A 16,023-nucleotide genomic window follows, 5' to 3' on the forward strand; every position below is an offset into this window, starting at 1 on the left:
ACCCAGACCCACGCCTGGTTCGCCTACTTCGAACCCTACAGCCGCGGCCGGCACGACTGGCTGATCGAGCAGGCCCTGAACAAGGCCGGCGCCGAGTTGCTGGCCACCGGCAAGAGCGTCGAGGGCCGTGACATCCAGTTGCTGCGCAAAGGCAGCGGCGGCGAAGGCCGGCGCAAGGTGTGGATCATCGCCCAGCAGCATCCCGGCGAGCACATGGCCGAATGGTTCATGGAGGGGGTGATCGAACGTCTGCAGCACCGCGACGATGCCGAGCTGAACCGGCTGCTGGCCAGCGCCGACCTGTACCTGGTGCCGAACATGAACCCCGACGGCGCCTTCCACGGCCACCTGCGCACCAACGCCATGGGCCAGGACCTGAACCGCGCCTGGCAGAGCGCCAGCCAGGAAATCAGCCCGGAAGTGCTGTTCGTCCAGCAGCAGATGGCGCAATACGGCGTCGACCTGTTCCTCGACGTGCACGGCGACGAGGAGATTCCCCATGTGTTCACCGCCGGCTGCGAAGGCAACCCGGGCTACACGCCGCGCCTGGCCAAGCTCGAAGAGCATTTCCGCAGCCACCTGAAACACAAGACCCGGGATTTCCAGACCACCCACGGCTACACCAAGGACAAACCCGGCGAAGCCAACATGACCCTGGCCTGCAACGCCGTCGGCGAGAAGTTCGACTGCCTGTCGCTGACCCTGGAAATGCCGTTCAAGGACCACGACGACAACCCCAACCCGCTTACCGGCTGGTCCGGCAAGCGTTCGATGCAGTTGGGCAAGGATGTCCTCAGCACCGTGGCCGACATGGTCGGCGTACTGCGCTGATCGCCCTGCGCTGGCCGCGGGAGCACCCGCGGCCAGCGCCTATTGCCCCGGCACCCGCCGGCAATCCTCGGGCCCCAGCAGGCGCCCATCCGCCGAGCGCAATTCCAGTGGCCGCACCGGCTGCCCCTGCTCGCGGTCGACCATCAGCGAATGCGTCTCCCCCGCCTCGTAGAAATATGCCTCGCCCCACTGCCGCAAGCCGACGATCAGATTGAACAGACCGTTGCCCTTCGCCGTCAGCACGTACTCCTGATAAGCACTGCCGTCCGAGGCCGGCACCACCTCGAAGATCCCGTGCGCCACCAGGGTCCGCAGGCGCGCGGCGAGGATGTTCTTGGCCATCCCCAGATTGCGCTGGAACTCGCTGAAGCGACGCAGGCCGTCGAAGGCATCGCGGACGATCAACAGCGACCACCAGTCGCCGATTGCGTCCAGGGAACGGGCCACCGGGCATTCGGCGCCCTCCAGGCTTGTGCGTTTGACCATGATGCAGACTCGCGGCAGAAAAGTAGTTGCAATATAAAACCAGCCTCACTACCGTACAACTGGTTTCATAACACAACTAGATCTCATGGAGACGAGCATGACCGCCGCGATCGCCCCTTTGCCGCCCGCCACCCTCACCGCGCCGGTAGTACTGCTGTTTGCCCTGGCCTGCGGGCTGGCGGTGGGCAATGTCTATTTCGCCCAACCCCTGCTCGACGCCATGGCCCAGAGCCTGGACATACCGGCGGCGACCATCGGCCTGGTCATCACCCTGACCCAGATCGGCTACAGCCTCGGCCTGCTGTTCCTGGTGCCGCTGGGGGACCTGCTGAACCGCCGGCGCCTGATCGTCGGCCAGACCGCGCTGTCGGTGGGCGCGTTACTGATGGTGGCGCTGGCCGCGGACAGCACCTGGCTGTTACTGGGCATGGCCCTGACCGGGTTGCTCGCCGTGGTGACCCAAGTGCTGGTGGCCTATGCCGCGAACCTCGCCGCGCCCGGGGAACGGGGCCAGGTGGTGGGCAGCGTGACCAGCGGCATCGTGTTGGGGATCCTGCTGGCGCGCACGGTGTCCGGAACCATGGCCGACCTGGCCGGCTGGCGCTCGGTGTACCTGCTGTCCGCCGGGCTGACGCTACTGATGGCGCTGCTGTTGTGGCGGGTGCTGCCCAAGGTCGAGCAACCCGCCGCCGTGCACCGTTACGGGCAACTGCTGCGCTCGCTGTTCAGCCTGTTCCAGGAAGAAAAGGTGCTGCGCGACCGGGCCGTGCTGGCAATGCTGAGCTTCGCCGCCGCCACCGTGCTCTGGACCCCGATGGTGCTGCCCCTGAGCGCCCCGCCGCTGTCGCTGTCCCACACCCAGGTCGGCCTGTTCGGCCTGGCCGGCGCGGCCGGGGCTCTGGGCGCGGCGCGGGCCGGGCGGCTGGCCGACCGTGGCCTGGGCCAGTGGACCAGCGGCCTGGCGCTGGGCCTGATGCTGGTTTCCTGGTTGCCGATCGCCGGTACCCAATCGTCGCTCTGGGCCCTGCTGTTGGGGGTGATCGCCTTCGACCTGGGTCTGCAGGCGCTGCACGTCACCAGCCAGAGCCTGATCTACGCCACCCGCCCTGAGGCCCAGAGCCGCCTGGCCGCAGGCTACATGCTGTTCTATTCGATCGGCAGCGCCAGCGGTTCGATCGGCGCCACCGCGATGTATGCCTGGGCAGGCTGGAGCGGGGTATGCCTGCTGGGGACGACGATCAATGCCGTGGCGCTGCTGTATTGGTGGTGGAGCGCCAAGTCCTGATGCGGCGCCGACGTCGTCCCGCTCAATCCCTGCCGTGCAGCATGCTCTGCAGCACGCCGTCACGGCGTATCCAGCCATGGAACAGCGCGGCCGCCAGGTGCAGCAGCACCGTCAGGAACAGCAGGTAGGCGAGAAAACCGTGGGCCTTGCGCAGCAGGGCGAACAACCCGGCATCGGCCGGCAGGATCGATGGCAAGCGCAGCGCACTGCCGAGCATCACCGGATCGCCCGCCGCCGAGATCATCGCCCAGCCCAGCAGCGGCAGGATCAGCATCAAGGCGTACAGCAGCCCATGGGAAGCCTTGGCCGCCAGCACCTGCCAGCCCGGCAGGTCCGCCGGCAAGGGCGGTTGCCGGGTAGAGAAGCGCACCACCAGGCGCACGATCACCAGCAGCAGAATGGCGATGCCCAGCGGCTTGTGCAGGTGGATCAACCATTGGTGGCGCTCGGACACCGAGGCCACCATGCCCGCGCCGATAAACAGCATGGCCAGGATCAACAGCGCCATCAGCCAGTGCAGCAGGCGCGCCAGGGGGGCGAAATGTTTCGGTTGGCGGTTCATGGGCGAGACTCCTGGGCAGCGCCGGGCAGTTGCCCGACTTCACTGGTACGACGCAGATAGGAACTGGCATAGGCCGCCGAACGGGCCGCCAGCAGCGGGTCGTCGGACGCGGCAATGCCGCTCGGCAGCACCAGCGGGTCGTAGTTGATGTCGCGGCATTCGCCGGTGTTCTGTGGCTGGCTGCGCTCCAGCACCAGGGTCCCGGCATTCAGCACCCTGCGCTCGCTCGGCCAGGCCTTGCTGGCGTCGTCGGTGGGGTCGCCGGGTTTGGCCAGGGTGATCTCCAGGCGCCAGCGCAGCGGCCCTGCGGCCAGGCGCCGCACCAAGTCCTTTTCGAGGAAATCGCTGTCCTGCGGCGCCACTGCGCCGGGCGCGTCCCGGGTCAGCGGCACCACGCCCCAGCGCACGGCCTGACGCTGCCCGCTGGCGCTCACCAGGTAGAACGCGTTGATGCCGTTATAGGTTTCGCTGGCGTAGCTGGCGGAAGGCCTGGCGCCCTTGATCCATTGCAGGAACGGCATGGCTTCCGGATGCGCGGCGAAGAAGGCCTGCAGGCTGGCCGGGTTCGGCTTGCCGGTCGCCGGGTCCGGCGCACTGGCCTGCTGCAACTGATAGAACGCCTCGGGGGTGCCCACCGGGAACACCGGCATGCTGTTCATCCCCGTGCGCCATTGCTGGCCGTCGGCCTGGGTGAAACCCAGGGCCAGGCTGCGGATCGGCACGCTGCCATCAGGCGCATAGGGATTGCCGGGCGGCAAGGCGAAACGCCCGACCACCGGGGTCCGCGCTTCGTTGAACACTTGGGCACTGGAATAGGACCGGGCCTCGCCGCTGCTCTCGAAGTAACCGATCACGCACACGCCCTTGGCATGATTGCGACGCAACCCCGGATGCACGCCGTTGTTGTTCTCCAGCACATCCACCAGGGCCTTGGGGGTCAGCCGCTGCGGATCGAAACTGCCGTGCACATAGGCCAGGGCGCCGGCCAGCGCCGCGACGACCAGGCCGATCCCAGCCAGGCGCAGGCCCAGGCTGGCCGCGCTCAAGGGCGGCCGGCCGGGCGGTGATGAGCGATCTACCATGAATATCTCCAGGGCCCCGGGCCCGATAGCGGAAAGGACCCGTCAGACGCACCCCGGCCGAGGTTATTCCCTGGCCCCGGTATTTATTTTTCGGCCATGGGAATAATCTGCCCGGCCGGGCGTCTGGCTGTGGCCCCCCAACATGGGCTTGGAAGATGAGCCACCGACCGCCGCCCCACAGGACCCCATGAACGATATCGACGAACAGCTGCGTGAAATCATCCCCCGCTTGCGGCGCTTCGCCCTGTCCCTGAGCCGCCAGCCCAGCAGCGCCGACGACCTGGTGCAGGCGTGCCTGGAGCGTGCGCTGTCGAGCTGGAACCACAAGCGCCCCGAGGGTGACCTGCGGGCCTGGCTGTTCGCCATTCTCTACCGGCAGTTTCTCGACACGCACCGCCGTTCACGGCGTTATGCGCGGATGCTGGAATTCTTTACCGGGCGCGACGACGCCCAACCTTCGGTGGAGCGCAGCGTGATCGCGCAATCGACCCTGGAAGCCTTCGACCGCTTGCCCGCAGAGCAGCGCGCGCTGTTGCTCTGGGTCTCGGTGGAAGGCTTGAGTTACCAGGAAGTCGCGGCGATCCTCGAGGTGCCCATCGGTACCGTGATGTCGCGCCTGTCCCGGGCGCGCCAATCCCTGCGCCAGCTCAGCGACGGCGAAATCACCAGCCCTTCCCTGCGGATACTCAAATGATCAGTCTGCCCCCCAGCGAACGCGACCTGCACGCCTACGTCGATCATCAGCTCAACGAGAGCGACCGGCGCCTGCTGGAAACCTACCTGAGCCACCACCCGCAGCTCGCCGCCCAGGTCCAGGCCTGGCAGCAGGACGCGCAACAACTGCGAGCGGCCCTCGATGGCGCCCTGCGGCAACCGGCCAACCCGGAGCTGGACCCGGCGCTGATTCGCCAGCGCCTCAAGCGCCAGTCCCGCCGCCACCTGGCCAGTGCCGCGCTGCTGTTGCTCGCCCTCGGCATCGGCGGCCTGAGCGGCTGGCAGGCCCGGGAGATGACCCTGGCCAGCACTGCGCTGCCGATGACCGACGCCCTGCAGGCCTACCGCCTGTTCGCCGAGCAAGGCATCCTTCCGGCCGACCTCGAGGTGCAGGGCGACAGCGTCATGCAGGCCTGGCTCGACCGCTACTTCACCCAGGCCAAGCGCCTGCCGGACTTGCGCGACGCCGGGTTCCAGGTGATCAGCGGCCGCCTGCTGAGCACCGAGCAAGGGCCGGCGGCGATGGTGCTGTACGCGGACCCGGGTGGGCACAAGGTCAGCTTCTACATCCGCCCGCCGGGACCGAAAAACTACCTGCTGCCCCGGGGCAGTCGCAGCGACGGCGAGCTGCAGGCCGAGTATTGGTCCGACAGCGGCTACAACTACGCCCTGGTCAGCCCGGCCAACTCGCCGGCGGCGCAGCGGCTGCAGAATACCCGGGCGTTTTGAGTGGTCTGCAGGCCGAGGCAGCGGAGGTGAGCTTGCGGCCGTCGAGGGTCCTGCGTGTCGAGCGCGACCCCGGCCTATCGCAGCCTGCAGCAACGGCTACATCGACCGCGATCTCCCTTCAGAACCCCACGTCCAGCACCACATTGTCGGTATAGGTCCCCGCCGGCGGCGTGGTCTGGTCGGTGTAGATCTTGGCGTTGTAGTTGAACACCTGGCTACCGGTGCCCAGGCCGTTGCCCGGGTTGACCTCGGCGTCGGAGCTGGCCCGCCGCGCCGCGCCGACGCTGCCCCAGCGGGTGGTGCCGGCGCTCTTGAAGATGTCGTAGGCCAGGTAGTTGCCCGCCGAGACCATGCGCCGGCGCCCGCCGACGCTGACGGCCTGCTGGCCGTCGCCCAGGCCCACGGTGTAGGCGCTGCCCTTGGTGCAGGCGAGGCTGATGGTCTGCCCGCTGACGGTGGCGAAGGCGCTGATCACCGGCGCGCTGCCGAAGTTGATGTTGGGCGCGGTGATCAGGCAATCGTTGGTCACGGTCAGGTTGACCGTCAGGTTGGCGACGCCGCTGCCGATATCCCGCCCCAGGCAGGCCCCGAGCGCCCCGATCCCCGCGCAGTAGTTCCAGCTCCAGGCGATGTTCAGGGTTTCCGTATAGACACCGGCAGCCACATTGCTGCCAGTGATGCTGCTCAGATAGATCGGCACCGTCTTGGGCACCGTCGGGCTACCCACCAACCCCAGGGCGTCGGCGATGGAGTTGCGCGCGAAGTCGAACTGTACGCCGCGGGTGATGGGATAGTTAGTGCTGTTGTCGCCATAGATCGTGTAGCCGATGACATCCCCGGTAGGCCCCAGCAACCCGCTCTGCGAGGAGGTGATGGTGGCGTAGAAATGGTCGTTGTTGGCCATCAGGGTCACCAACGAACCGGTGCAGGACAGACCGGCGTTGGTGCTGGAGGACGGCTGCGAGGTGGTGCGCACCAGGATCGAACTGAGGGTGCCGAAGCTCGCCGGCGAGGTACTGACCACCGAACACAGGGCATGGGCCTGCCCCGGCAACAACAGCGCCAACAGCAGCCCCACTCCCCAGTAACGACGCAACCTGTCCATGTTCAGCGGCTCCCGATTCCGTTCATAAACCCTCACTGACACACCAGCGGCCCGATCAGCGGCACCTGTTCCTGCTCCGGCTCCAGGGCAAAGCTCACCTGGCAACTGCGGCCATCGGCCAGGCTGACCCGCAGGGTGTTGTTCGGCGCCAGGTTCTCCAGGTACACCAGGCCGTCCCAGCCCACCACGGCCTGGGCGCCGGTCTGCTCGTGGGTCACCAGGCTGCCCAGGGGCAGGTCCTGCTTCTGCGCATCCACCAGGACCACGCTGGCGGCGACGATCCGAGTCAGGGGGAACTCCACCAGATAGCCACTGCCACGGCGCACCGCGATCCGCTGCTCGACCTGCGGGCTCTGCACGTTGGCCGGCAAGTTCAACGGGTCGATCTCGTATTTGCCGCGGTAATAGGCGCTGCTCCAGGGCACCAGCAGATGGCCATTTTTGTCAGTGCGGCCCACCAGCTGGTTTTCATAGCGCACCGGAATGTCCCGGTAGCCGCTGGTACTGACCACCACGAAGGCATCATCGATACGGTTGGCGGCAAACACCTGGCGATCCATCCACACCAGCGAGCCGCTGGCATCGGCCCAGCGGGTTTCGGCTTCGCTGGAACCGTAGACCCCGGCCTGCATCTGCACCGACTGCAAGCGCCAGGTCAGGTCGGCCTGGCGATAGGTCGGCGCATCGCCCTGGGCATAACCGAGATTGAAGCCGACGCCGCCGTCGGTCGGCACCGCGCGGCTGTAGTTGACCCGCTGCTGGCTTTGCCCGTCCTTGTTGCGTTCGCTGCCGAGGCTCAGGCTGCCGTAGAGGTCGAAAGGAATCACCAGTTGGGCCTGGACCGCCCAGTTGCTGTCGCCGATCTCGCGGTTGGCCGAGAGGTAGAAACTGCTGCTGCGCCACAGCGGCTTGCTCCAGGTCAGGTTGAGCAGGCGGGTACGCGAATCGTCCGCCGCGCGCACATCGAAATAACCGACGCCAAGGCTGCCGTAGCGCTCGAGGTTGAGGCTCAGGGTCAGTTGCTCGCTGCGCTGGCTGAGGCTGGTGAAGGGGCTGTCCACCACCGTCAGGTCGGCATAGTCGTCCCGGCGCTGCATGCGCTGGTAGGACAGGCTGTAGCGCTGGCTGCTGTACTGATAACCGAGGCTGAGCTGCTGCCCGCCCCGGCCGTCGAAACGGCTCTGGCTGACCGCGCTGTTGAGCACCCCGAAGTTGCCCAGCCGCAGATTGCCGCCCAGGCCGCCGAGGGTCAGGGACTGCGCGGCCTCAGCGTGGCCTTCCAGGGTCAGGCTGTCGCTCAGCCCGTAACGCAGGCTGCCGGAGGTGACGCCGGGGCCGTAGCTGAAATCCTCCTGCGTGTAGTCCCGGCGCAGGGTCCCGGCCGCCACCGAGAAGTCGCTCAGGCCCTTTTGCAGCAGGCTGCTGGTGACATAGAACGGCACGGTGGTGGAGACCTGGCGCCCCAGGGCATCGGTGGTCACCACCACCGCTTCGCCGGCGCCGTTGATGAACGGAATATTGGTCAGGGTGTAGGGGCCTGGCTTCAGCTCGGTGCTGCTGGACTTGTAGCCGTTGATGAACAGGTCCACCGACGACGGCACCGCCGCCTCCCCGGCGAACTGCGGCAAGGGATAGGTCACCAGGTCCGGGCGCACGGCGAAGTCCCGGGACAGCTGCACGCCGCCCAGGCGCACCGAGTTGCTCCAGGGCAAGGCGCCGCTGACCAGGTCGCCGGCCTCGTAGGTCAGCAGGCGCTCGTCGTCGGAATAGCGCCAAGTAGTGTCGTAGCGCCGGTAGCCGTTGTTCAGCGTGCCGTCGCCCAGGCCGGAAAAGGCGTGCCGGTACTGGCCGGTGTTAGACAAGGTGCCCCAGCTGTCGAACAGCCGCACTTCGTTCCAGGCGGCGAGGTAAGTGCCGGCATCGTCGGTGTCGTTGAGGTACAGATCGTAATTGAGCAAGGCGCCGAAACTGCTCAGCGCCGGGGTTCGCGGATAGGCCTGGCGACTGCCCACCCGCTGCTCCGGCAGCCACTCCGGCGGCACGTCCAGCAACAGGCGCTGGCCCTGGCTGTCATAGTCGCTGTGCAGCCCAGGCAGGCTGTCGAGGGCGACCTGGGTGTCGAGCCCCGCGGGCAGTTGCATGCCGGTGTCCTGCAGAGCCTGCAGCGGCACGAACAGGCGCCCGGCGCGTTGCTCGACGGCGATCACCCGCCCGGTATTCATCTGATTGACCACCAGTTCCAGGAACAGCTGCGCATCGCTGATCGCTTCCATGCCGCTGGGGGGCGGCGGCAGTTCTCCGGCCAGGCTGCCGGACACCAGCATCCAGCCCCACAGCCCGCTCACCATCCACCCCGGACGCCAGAGACGACGAACCGCGCCGAGGCTCATTACGGCGTTACGTCCATCGATGGACCTCTTTCTTCCATGGCCAGCAGCTGCTCCCCCCGGTACCGGTCAGCCTGAATCGCGGAGCGACGGGCCACCCCGGCACCCCGCCTGCCCGCCGTGGCGGACCGCTTCAGCGGGCCGGCGCAACGTTCTGCACCTGCGGCGCACCATTGACCCGCACCTGCAACGCCGCGTCCGCCGCCGGCGCAGCGGGCAACGGCCAGCGCATGATCGCCCCCGGCAGCACATAGCCCAGCAGCCCTTCCACCAGCGGCCGGGTCTGCCCCGCCTGCTTGAACCCCACGTCGGTCAGCCGCGCATGCACCGCGCCCTGGTTGCGCACCTCGACATAATTGCGCCCGTCCACCGCCACCTTGCGCCAGCTCAGCTCGGGCACGCCGGCGCTTTTCGGGTCACGCTGGCGGGTGCTGTCTTCCTTGCTCCAGAGCCCGGCACCGTAGGCGAACAGCGGCACCGAATAGCGCATCTGGAAACGGATGGCGGCCGCCGTCTTGCCGCCGGCTTCGACGGTGGGCGGTTGGGGCGAAGGGATTTCATCGATGATGATCCGGTAGGCCAGCTCCTGGCCGGGCGGTATGTCGCGGGTGCGGGTCAGGCGCACCAGTTGCCTCTGCCCGGGGGCGATCTTCGCCACCGGCGGGCTGCCGATCACATCCCGCTGGTTCTGGTACTGGTCCTCGAAGCCGCTCTGGCTCCAGGCGAACACCCGGACCTGCAGGTTCGCGGTTTCCGTGCCACGGTTCTCCAGCCACAACGCACTGGCCTGCTGGTCGGCCTCCAGCACCGGGTCGATCGGCCAGATCAGCACCGAACTGGCAGCGCCGGCCTTGACCGTCCCCAGCAACGCCATGGCCAGCACGGCACAACGAACGGCCGCCCAACTCCGGGAAGTCGAATACATACCGCTGCTCCTTATGGTCTTGCCCATCACCACGACAGCTGCACCTGCAACACGTCGCTGTATGTCCCCCCAGGCTGGTTGCCCGGCAATTGCACCTGGCCGTAGATCGGCAGGCTGATGTTATTGGCGTCGCTATAAGACACCGCCACGGTCTGGCTGATGCCCAGGCTCTGGCTGAACCCCGCGTCGCGAAACAGCTGGTACGCCACCTGCGCGCTGCCGCCATTGAGCTGCATATGCCGTCCGCTGCTGTTGTACTGGCCGCCGTCGACGCTCATGTTCAGGGTCACCCCCGGCGTGCATTGCAGCTGTACGCCACTCGTCAGGGCGACCTGCAGCGTGCTGGTGGACAGCGCCGACTGGCTGCCGAAGTTCAGGTTGCCGTAATTGCTCACCCCGCCCACCACCAGGCACCCGGCGACCACTGTGGCGCTGACCTGGAAGCTCTGGCTGGTGACGGCCGCCAGGGGCAGCGGCAGGCTGCCCGCCCCCAGCAGCACCAGCGCCGCGCAAGCGTGACGGGCCATGGCCTTTAGAAGGTCAGTTCGACGGCGACGGTATCGGTGTAGGTGCCCGCCGGCAGGCCGGCCTTGCCGACCGCCTTGCCGTAGATGTTCACGGTCTGCGCCACCCCGGTGCTGGTGGCCAGGTTGATGACATCGTCGATTGCCAGAAGCTGCGAATGGCCGGCATCGGTGTACAGGTCATAAGGCACGAAATGGCCGCTGCCGTCGGCCAGGGCCCGGCTGCCGCCGGCGGACTGGCCGTCATGGGTGCCCGCGCGGACTTTCACCACCGGGCTGGTGCCGCTGGAACAGAGGATCGACAAGGCCCCGCCGCCACCGCCGAGCACTTGGGCCGTGGCCTGGGTGAACAGGCTGTCGGTGGTGCCGAAGTTCAGGGCACCGAAGTTCAGGCCGCTGCTGCCGCTCGCCCCGTTGACCTGGCAACTGCTGGTGAGAATCAGGCTGGCCGTGATCTGGCCGGTGACTGTGGTGGCGGCCTGAGCGCTGGAGAACAGCGCCAGGCCCAGCAGTGACAGGGCGATCCGGGATACAAGCATGTGCATGACATTCGTCCTCTGTGGTTTACCAATCCAGCGTGACCGTCAGGGTGTCGGTGTAGACCCCCGCCGGTAGCGCCCTGGTGTTCGCGACCACCGAGCCAAACACCGGGATCGGTACCTGGGCTCCACTGGTAACGGCGAAATTGTGCTGCTGGCCGATGCTGTAGCTGTCGCTGCGGGAGGCATCGAGGAACAGCCGATAAGGAATGGTCCGGCTGCCATTGCTCAGGCGGCGGGTGTTGCCGTCGCCATTGAGGCCACCGTTGATGGTCACGGTGAAACCGGTCACCGAAGGGTTGCAGGCCACCCCCAGCCGACCGCCGCCACTGCCGCTGATGCTGGCGCTCAGTGGGGCGTTCCAGGTCGGGCCGTGCTGGCCGAAATCCAGCAGGCCGAAATTGCCCAGCGAGCTCTCGGGTACGTTGCTCCCTCCATGGGTCACTTCGCAGCTGGCGCTGATGACCAGCCGCGCCTGGATCTGCCCGCTGATCGCCGCTTGCGCGCCCTCAGCCAGCAGAAGCAACGAACCCAGGGCCGCCAGCGCCCGGTTTCCGATCCTCATCGCTGCCCTCCTCGATCCATCGGGTCCTCACTCTGGCCGCTCGTGGTGAATGGCCTCCTTGTACTCATTCGCGCACAGCCATTACCAGGTGACCGTCACCTTCAGCAGATCGGAATAACCACTGACCCGCGGGATCTCGGCCAGTGGCTCGATCCGCCCGTACAACGGCAGGTCCACCGAGCCCGAGTCCGGCACCCGGCCGCTCACCGGCACATTCACCGGCAGCGGAATGCGCCGGGCCGCGTCCCGATACAGGCGATACGGAATGGGTTTACTGTGTTCGGCGCTGCCGGCCAGATAGCGCACTTCGCCGACGCCGCCGTGCAGCCCGCCGTCGACGCGCAGTTGATAAGGGGTATCCGGGTTGCATTCGAGCCTGGGCAGGCGGCTGTCAAGCAGCGCCGCGCCGAGGGGACCGGCAGGATTATCCAGACGCGGGCCGCTACCGAAATCCAGCACACCCAGTTGTTCGATGCTGGCGTCGCGCTGTGCTCCGACCAACTGACAGCCACGCAGCACGTTGACCCGGACCTCCACCTGGAGCTCCGCGGCCCATGCGCTCACACCAAGCAGCATGCTCACGACTGCGAAAACCCGCTTGCCATTCAACGCCTCAATCCTTTTGAGGAACGATAGGTACAGCTCAGGTTAGCCAGCACCGGGGAAATCGCCAGCAGCGCTGGCAAATTGCCTCACCCTGAAACCACCACCCTGCCGTACGCCGCGCCTGCGTCCCGGGTAAAAACGCCATGCAGCCGAGCCTTGATAGAACCGGCCAGCGCCGTCAGACAGCGCTGGATGCCAGGCCGGGGATTGGTTAAATTACCGCGCCGGTTCCAGGGGGGAGCGGGCCTGGAACCATCGGGGTGACACCATTGGCCGCTTTACCGCCAAACCGTTCGCTACGTCCATCGCGCTGGCCAAGGCTGCGCGCCTGGTTCGCCAGAGCCTTCGCCCGGCCCGTCGCCAGCACCCGCCACGGCCAAGCGATTCATGAGTACTTCCGGCACAAGGCCCATGACCAGGGTTACACCCTGAGCCATAGCCAGCAGCGGGTGATCGACTGCATGGTCCAGCAGGCCAACGCCCTGCTCCAGGGAGACGCCAGCCGCAGCCTGTACCTCTACGGTGCAGTGGGACGGGGCAAAAGCTGGCTGCTGGACGGCTTTTTCCGGGCCATTCCCCTGGCCGAAAAACAGCGCCTGCACTTCCACGACTTCTTTGCCCAGCTGCACCAGGGCATGTTCCGCCACCGCGAACAGCCCGACGCCCTGGAAGCCACCCTCGACGAGTTGCTCAGCCGCTGCCGCGTGCTGTGTTTCGACGAGTTCCACGTCCACGACATCGGCGACGCGATGTTGATCACGCGGCTGTTCCAGGCCCTGTTCCAGCGCGGCATCCTGCTGCTGGTGACCTCCAACTACCCGCCCCAGGGCCTGTTGCCCAACCCGCTCTATCACGCGCGCTTCAAGCCGGTGATCGACCTGATCGGCAGCCGGATGCTGGTGATGGAGGTCGGCGGCCCCCACGATTACCGCAGCCAGCCGCGCAGCCATTCGCAACAGCTGTTCACCCAGGGTCGTTACCTCTGGCCCGGCAGCGAGCAGCAGCGCCGGCACTGGCGCCTGCCCCAGCGCAACGCCCCGACCGCGCCGCTGATGGTCGGCGCGCGCCAGCTCCAGGCCCAGCTGTGCGAGCAGCGCACCGTGGGCTTTGCCTTCGGCGACCTGTGCGAACAACCCACCGCGGTCATGGACTACCTGGAACTGAGCCGGCGTTTCGACCATTGGGTCATCGACGAACTGCCGCCACTGGGCGACTGCCCGATCGCCGTGCAGCAGCGCTTCATCCATCTGATCGACGTGCTCTACGACCAGGACAAACACCTCACCCTGATCGGCGAACAGCCCCTGCGCGAGAGCCTGGGCGGCAACGCCATCGACCTGGCGCGCACCCGCAGCCGCCTGGGCCAGTTGCAGGAAATTGCCGCGGATACGCCGCCAGCCTGAACCCGCGGTCGCCAGCCGCCGCCTCGTGCCGCTATCATGGCGCGCATTTCCAGGGCCCTGGGCCCTCCTCCTGTCCGAGTGTCGAATCTGTTCATGGATACCCTTGCCCAACTGCGGGCCGGCCAACTGGCCGGGCTCAAGCGTCTGGACCTGTCTTGCGGGCTGACGGAATTTCCCCGGGAAATCTTCGACCTGGCGGACTCGCTGGAAATCCTCAACCTCAGCGGCAATGCCCTGAGCAGCCTGCCGGACGACCTGCACCGCCTGACCCGGCTGCGGGTGCTGTTCTGCTCCGACAACCGCTTCACGGAATTGCCCGCCTGTGTCGGCCAGTGCCCCCAACTGAGCATGATCGGCTTCAAGGCCAACCGTATCGTCAAGGTGCCCGCCGCCGCCCTGCCGCCGCTGCTGCGCTGGCTGATCCTCACCGACAACTGCATCGAAGAACTGCCGGACGAGCTGGGCCAGCGCCCGCACCTGCAAAAGCTGATGCTCGCCGGCAACCGCCTGACCCGGCTGCCCCCAAGCCTTGGCCAGTGCCATCGGCTGGAGCTGATCCGCATCGCCGCCAACCTGCTCACCGAACTGCCGCCCTTCCTGCTGGACCTGCCGCGCCTGACCTGGCTGGCCTATGCCGGCAACCCCCTGGAATCCGAGGCCGACGCCGCGGCGCTGGAGTCGGTGGCGAACATTCCCTGGGCCGAGCTGCAGCTGCAGCAGCGCCTGGGCGAAGGTGCTTCCGGAGTGATTCACCAGGCCCTGTGGCAGCGGCCCGGGCAAACACCCGTCGCGGTGGCGGTCAAGCTGTACAAGGGCGACATGACCAGCGACGGCTCGCCGCTGCATGAAATGAACGCCTGCATCAGCGCCGGCCGGCACCCGAACCTGATCCGGGTCGAAGGCCGGATCAGCGGGCATCCCGAGGCGCAGAACGGCCTGGTGATGCAGTTGATCGAGCCGAGCTACCGCAACCTGGCGGCCCTGCCGAGCCTGGCGTCCTGCACCCGGGATGTTTACGAGGACAGCACCCGTTTCAGTGCCGACGCGGCCTTGCGCCTGGCCCGTGGCATCGCCTCGGTCGGCGCGCACCTGCACCACCAGGGCATCACCCACGGCGACCTGTATGGCCATAACATCCTGTGGAACCCGGAGGGCGATTGCCTGCTGGGGGATTTTGGCGCGGCGTCCTTCCATGCCCTCGCCGACACCGAGGAAACCCGGGCGCTGCAACGCATCGAAGTGCGGGCCTTCGGCATTCTGCTGGAAGAGTTGCTGGAGCGGATCGAGACGGGCTTGAACCCAGGGCGGCGCGAACGCCTGGGGGCACTGGTCGGCGACTGCTGTCAGCCCCAGGTGCTGGCGCGACCGGGGTTTGCCGAAGTGCTAGAGGTATTGCAGGGGCTTTGAAGAAGAACATCGCGAGCCAGCTCGCTCCTGCGGGAGCTCACTGGCTTGCGAAAGATCGCTCGGGTCACGCGATCCTCAGGCTAGGGCTCAGCCCGCCAGGCCGACGAACATGTCCTGCACATCGTCATGGTTGTCCAGGCCTTCGAGGAAGGCTTCGACTTCCGCCATCTGCTCATCGGACAGGCCAGTGACCGGGTTCTTCGGCTGGTAGCCGAGCTTGGCCGACAGCACGGTGAAGCCGTGCTCGGGCAGGGCTTTCTGCACGGCATCGAGGTCGGCGGGCTCGGTCAGGAACAGGGTCGAACCCTCTTCTTCCCCCGGCTCGAAATCCTGGGCGCCGGCTTCGATGGCCGCCAGTTCCGGATCGGCGTCCGGGCTGTCCGGCGAAGCTTCGATCATGCCGACATGGTTGAAGTCCCAGGACACCGAACCCGACGCGCCCAGTTGGCCCTTGCGGAAGGCCACGCGGATTTCCGCGACGGTGCGGTTGATGTTGTCGGTCAGGCACTCGATGATCAGCGGCACCTGGTGCGGGGCGAAACCTTCGTAGGTCACGCGGTGGTACTGCACGGTCTCGCCGAGCTGGCCGGAACCTTTCTTGATCGCGCGCTCCAGGGTCTCGCGGGGCATCGAAGCCTTCTTCGCCTGTTCCACGACCAGGCGCAGGTGCGCATTGGTGGCGACGTCTGCGCCGTTGCGGGCAGCAATGGTGATCTCCTTGACCAGCTTGCCGAAGATCTTGCCCTTGGCGTTGGCTGCCGCTTCTTTGTGTTTAACCTTCCACTGTGCGCCCATTACTCACTCTCTTTGATCTGTGGCGTCGAGTTGGATGTGGCCGACGCGATGGGCAAGTTTATACGGCCTGAAGCCACC

Annotated in this window: 17 protein-coding genes; 6 read left to right on the forward strand and 11 right to left on the reverse strand. The window is 66.9% G+C overall.

The genetic code is table 11. The features are described 5' to 3' along the window. Positions 1 to 831: M14 family metallopeptidase (locus ACQKQA_RS05485; protein WP_427554325.1), on the forward strand; the 831-nt coding region annotated here is incomplete at its 5' end. A 39-nt stretch (positions 832 to 870) separates the two neighbouring features. On the opposite strand, the gene ACQKQA_RS05490 is transcribed toward ACQKQA_RS05485, so the two are convergent. Continuing rightward, entirely contained in the window at positions 871 to 1,317 is a 447-nt protein-coding gene (locus ACQKQA_RS05490; protein WP_427554327.1) for a winged helix-turn-helix transcriptional regulator, read from the reverse strand. Between the two features lie 97 nt (positions 1,318 to 1,414). Between ACQKQA_RS05490 and ACQKQA_RS05495 the strand changes: the two genes are divergently transcribed. Beyond that, entirely contained in the window at positions 1,415 to 2,602 is a 1,188-nt protein-coding gene (locus ACQKQA_RS05495; protein WP_427554329.1) for an MFS transporter, read from the forward strand. Positions 2,603 to 2,624: 22 nt separating this feature from the next. Here ACQKQA_RS05495 and ACQKQA_RS05500 read toward each other — a convergent pair whose 3' ends face one another. Both ACQKQA_RS05500 and ACQKQA_RS05505 read right to left on the reverse strand, forming a co-directional pair. Beyond that, positions 2,625 to 3,164, reverse strand: coding sequence for a cytochrome b (locus ACQKQA_RS05500; protein ID WP_427554331.1), 540 nt, complete (start codon positions 3,162 to 3,164; stop codon positions 2,625 to 2,627). After that, positions 3,161 to 4,246 carry a catalase family peroxidase gene (locus ACQKQA_RS05505; protein WP_427554333.1) on the reverse strand — a complete coding sequence of 362 codons (1,086 nt, stop codon included), beginning with the start codon at positions 4,244 to 4,246 and terminating at the stop codon, positions 3,161 to 3,163. Before ACQKQA_RS05505 ends, ACQKQA_RS05500 begins: the two co-directional genes overlap by 4 nt. A gap of 187 nt (positions 4,247 to 4,433) precedes the next feature. Here ACQKQA_RS05505 and ACQKQA_RS05510 point away from each other — a divergent pair, with 187 nt between their 5' ends. Together ACQKQA_RS05510 and ACQKQA_RS05515 are read left to right on the forward strand one after the other, a co-directional pair. Next, entirely contained in the window at positions 4,434 to 4,940 is a 507-nt protein-coding gene (locus tag ACQKQA_RS05510; RefSeq protein ID WP_427554335.1) for a sigma-70 family RNA polymerase sigma factor, read from the forward strand. Further along, positions 4,937 to 5,689 carry an anti-sigma factor family protein gene (locus tag ACQKQA_RS05515; RefSeq protein ID WP_427554337.1) on the forward strand — a complete coding sequence of 251 codons (753 nt, stop codon included), beginning with the start codon at positions 4,937 to 4,939 and terminating at the stop codon, positions 5,687 to 5,689. The genes ACQKQA_RS05510 and ACQKQA_RS05515 overlap by 4 nt, the downstream gene beginning before the upstream one ends. A gap of 118 nt (positions 5,690 to 5,807) precedes the next feature. Here the strand turns inward: ACQKQA_RS05515 and ACQKQA_RS05520 are convergent, their stop codons facing one another. The 7 genes from ACQKQA_RS05520 to ACQKQA_RS05550 all read right to left on the reverse strand — a co-directional run bounded on the left by ACQKQA_RS05520 (position 5,808) and on the right by ACQKQA_RS05550 (position 12,310). Next, entirely contained in the window at positions 5,808 to 6,794 is a 987-nt protein-coding gene (locus tag ACQKQA_RS05520) for a Csu type fimbrial protein (RefSeq protein ID WP_427554339.1), read from the reverse strand. Between the two features lie 32 nt (positions 6,795 to 6,826). Continuing rightward, a complete protein-coding gene (locus tag ACQKQA_RS05525; protein ID WP_427554341.1) occupies positions 6,827 to 9,184 on the reverse strand; it encodes a fimbria/pilus outer membrane usher protein in 2,358 nt (785 codons plus the stop codon). Positions 9,185 to 9,314: 130 nt separating this feature from the next. Next, on the reverse strand, positions 9,315 to 10,106 hold the full coding sequence (locus ACQKQA_RS05530) for a fimbrial biogenesis chaperone (protein ID WP_427554343.1): 792 nt from the start codon (positions 10,104 to 10,106) through the stop codon (positions 9,315 to 9,317). A 26-nt stretch (positions 10,107 to 10,132) separates the two neighbouring features. After that, positions 10,133 to 10,633 (reverse strand): Csu type fimbrial protein, encoded by a 501-nt coding sequence (locus ACQKQA_RS05535; protein ID WP_427554345.1) that lies wholly within the window; start codon positions 10,631 to 10,633, stop codon positions 10,133 to 10,135. Positions 10,634 to 10,638: 5 nt separating this feature from the next. Next, positions 10,639 to 11,175, reverse strand: coding sequence for a Csu type fimbrial protein (locus tag ACQKQA_RS05540; protein ID WP_427554347.1), 537 nt, complete (start codon positions 11,173 to 11,175; stop codon positions 10,639 to 10,641). A gap of 19 nt (positions 11,176 to 11,194) precedes the next feature. Further along, positions 11,195 to 11,734 (reverse strand): Csu type fimbrial protein, encoded by a 540-nt coding sequence (locus tag ACQKQA_RS05545; RefSeq protein ID WP_427554349.1) that lies wholly within the window; start codon positions 11,732 to 11,734, stop codon positions 11,195 to 11,197. A gap of 81 nt (positions 11,735 to 11,815) precedes the next feature. Beyond that, positions 11,816 to 12,310 carry a Csu type fimbrial protein gene (locus ACQKQA_RS05550; RefSeq protein ID WP_427554513.1) on the reverse strand — a complete coding sequence of 165 codons (495 nt, stop codon included), beginning with the start codon at positions 12,308 to 12,310 and terminating at the stop codon, positions 11,816 to 11,818. A gap of 299 nt (positions 12,311 to 12,609) precedes the next feature. On the opposite strand from ACQKQA_RS05550, the gene zapE reads away from it, so the two are divergent. After that, positions 12,610 to 13,743: a cell division protein ZapE gene (gene zapE, locus ACQKQA_RS05555; RefSeq protein WP_427554351.1), complete on the forward strand. Its 1,134-nt coding sequence runs from the start codon at positions 12,610 to 12,612 to the stop codon at positions 13,741 to 13,743. Positions 13,744 to 13,836: 93 nt separating this feature from the next. Continuing rightward, the gene (locus tag ACQKQA_RS05560; protein ID WP_427554353.1) at positions 13,837 to 15,150 is read left to right on the forward strand and encodes a leucine-rich repeat-containing protein kinase family protein; all 1,314 of its coding nucleotides are present in this window, start codon (positions 13,837 to 13,839) and stop codon (positions 15,148 to 15,150) included. 87 nt (positions 15,151 to 15,237) lie between these two features. Here the strand turns inward: ACQKQA_RS05560 and ACQKQA_RS05565 are convergent, their stop codons facing one another. Next, entirely contained in the window at positions 15,238 to 15,945 is a 708-nt protein-coding gene (locus tag ACQKQA_RS05565; protein ID WP_427554355.1) for a YebC/PmpR family DNA-binding transcriptional regulator, read from the reverse strand. Between the last annotated feature and the right edge of the window lie 78 nt (positions 15,946 to 16,023).

The organism is Pseudomonas sp. NPDC089530 (genome assembly GCF_050280705.1).
GTDB lineage: Bacteria > Pseudomonadota > Gammaproteobacteria > Pseudomonadales > Pseudomonadaceae > Aquipseudomonas.

Bases quoted from the DNA above. Each gene is read 5' to 3' on its own strand.
- ACQKQA_RS05520 (WP_427554339.1), bottom strand. From the start codon at position 6,794: ATGGACAGGTTGCGTCGTTACTGGGGAGTGGGGCTGCTGTTGGCGCTG.
- ACQKQA_RS05535 (WP_427554345.1), bottom strand. From the start codon at position 10,633: ATGGCCCGTCACGCTTGCGCGGCGCTGGTGCTGCTGGGGGCGGGCAGC.
- ACQKQA_RS05565 (WP_427554355.1), bottom strand. From the start codon at position 15,945: ATGGGCGCACAGTGGAAGGTTAAACACAAAGAAGCGGCAGCCAACGCC.
- ACQKQA_RS05500 (WP_427554331.1), bottom strand. From the start codon at position 3,164: ATGAACCGCCAACCGAAACATTTCGCCCCCCTGGCGCGCCTGCTGCAC.
- ACQKQA_RS05545 (WP_427554349.1), bottom strand. From the start codon at position 11,734: ATGAGGATCGGAAACCGGGCGCTGGCGGCCCTGGGTTCGTTGCTTCTG.
- ACQKQA_RS05490 (WP_427554327.1), bottom strand. From the start codon at position 1,317: ATGGTCAAACGCACAAGCCTGGAGGGCGCCGAATGCCCGGTGGCCCGT.
- ACQKQA_RS05540 (WP_427554347.1), bottom strand. From the start codon at position 11,175: ATGCACATGCTTGTATCCCGGATCGCCCTGTCACTGCTGGGCCTGGCG.
- ACQKQA_RS05505 (WP_427554333.1), bottom strand. From the start codon at position 4,246: ATGGTAGATCGCTCATCACCGCCCGGCCGGCCGCCCTTGAGCGCGGCC.
- ACQKQA_RS05560 (WP_427554353.1), top strand. From the start codon at position 13,837: ATGGATACCCTTGCCCAACTGCGGGCCGGCCAACTGGCCGGGCTCAAG.
- ACQKQA_RS05495 (WP_427554329.1), top strand. From the start codon at position 1,415: ATGACCGCCGCGATCGCCCCTTTGCCGCCCGCCACCCTCACCGCGCCG.
- ACQKQA_RS05525 (WP_427554341.1), bottom strand. From the start codon at position 9,184: ATGAGCCTCGGCGCGGTTCGTCGTCTCTGGCGTCCGGGGTGGATGGTG.
- ACQKQA_RS05510 (WP_427554335.1), top strand. From the start codon at position 4,434: ATGAACGATATCGACGAACAGCTGCGTGAAATCATCCCCCGCTTGCGG.
- ACQKQA_RS05550 (WP_427554513.1), bottom strand. From the start codon at position 12,310: ATGCTGCTTGGTGTGAGCGCATGGGCCGCGGAGCTCCAGGTGGAGGTC.
- ACQKQA_RS05530 (WP_427554343.1), bottom strand. From the start codon at position 10,106: ATGTATTCGACTTCCCGGAGTTGGGCGGCCGTTCGTTGTGCCGTGCTG.
- ACQKQA_RS05515 (WP_427554337.1), top strand. From the start codon at position 4,937: ATGATCAGTCTGCCCCCCAGCGAACGCGACCTGCACGCCTACGTCGAT.